The organism is Streptomyces sp. NRRL WC-3549 (assembly GCF_000721935.1).
In the GTDB taxonomy this organism is placed as follows: domain Bacteria; phylum Actinomycetota; class Actinomycetes; order Streptomycetales; family Streptomycetaceae; genus Streptomyces.
Genome location: NZ_KL585414.1, coordinates 47,415 through 47,773, shown reverse-complemented (window position 1 = coordinate 47,773; position 359 = coordinate 47,415). Strand labels below are relative to the sequence as shown.

The window sequence follows — 359 nt, the reverse complement described above, 5'->3', positions numbered from 1 at the left end:
GCACGCAGTCAGGGACATGGCGGCGACGACGCCCGCCGGTGACGTACCGGTCCGCGTCTACACCCCCGTCGAGGCCGAACACCACGGCGTCCTCGTGTACTTCCACGGCGGCGCCTTCTTCCTCGGCAGCCTGGACACCCACGACCACGTCGCCCGCTCGCTGGCGAAGGAGACCGGCCTCAAGGTCGTCTCCGTCGGCTACCGCCTGGCACCCGAGGCGGCCTTCCCGGCCGGCCTCGACGACTGCTACGCGGTCGTGCGCTGGGTCGCGCAGGACGGCAACGGCCTGGACTGGGACGGCACGACCCTGGCCGTCGCCGGCGACAGCTCCGGCGGCACCCTGTCTCTTATACACATCT

At 71.3% G+C, this 359-nt stretch carries 1 protein-coding gene; it reads left to right on the top strand.

Annotated features, from left to right (window positions below; genetic code table 11):
* Window positions 1–16: 16 nt before the first annotated feature.
* A partial coding sequence (locus IH13_RS0121455; RefSeq protein WP_234433347.1) for an alpha/beta hydrolase fold domain-containing protein occupies window positions 17–359 on the top strand: 343 nt, incomplete at its 3' end.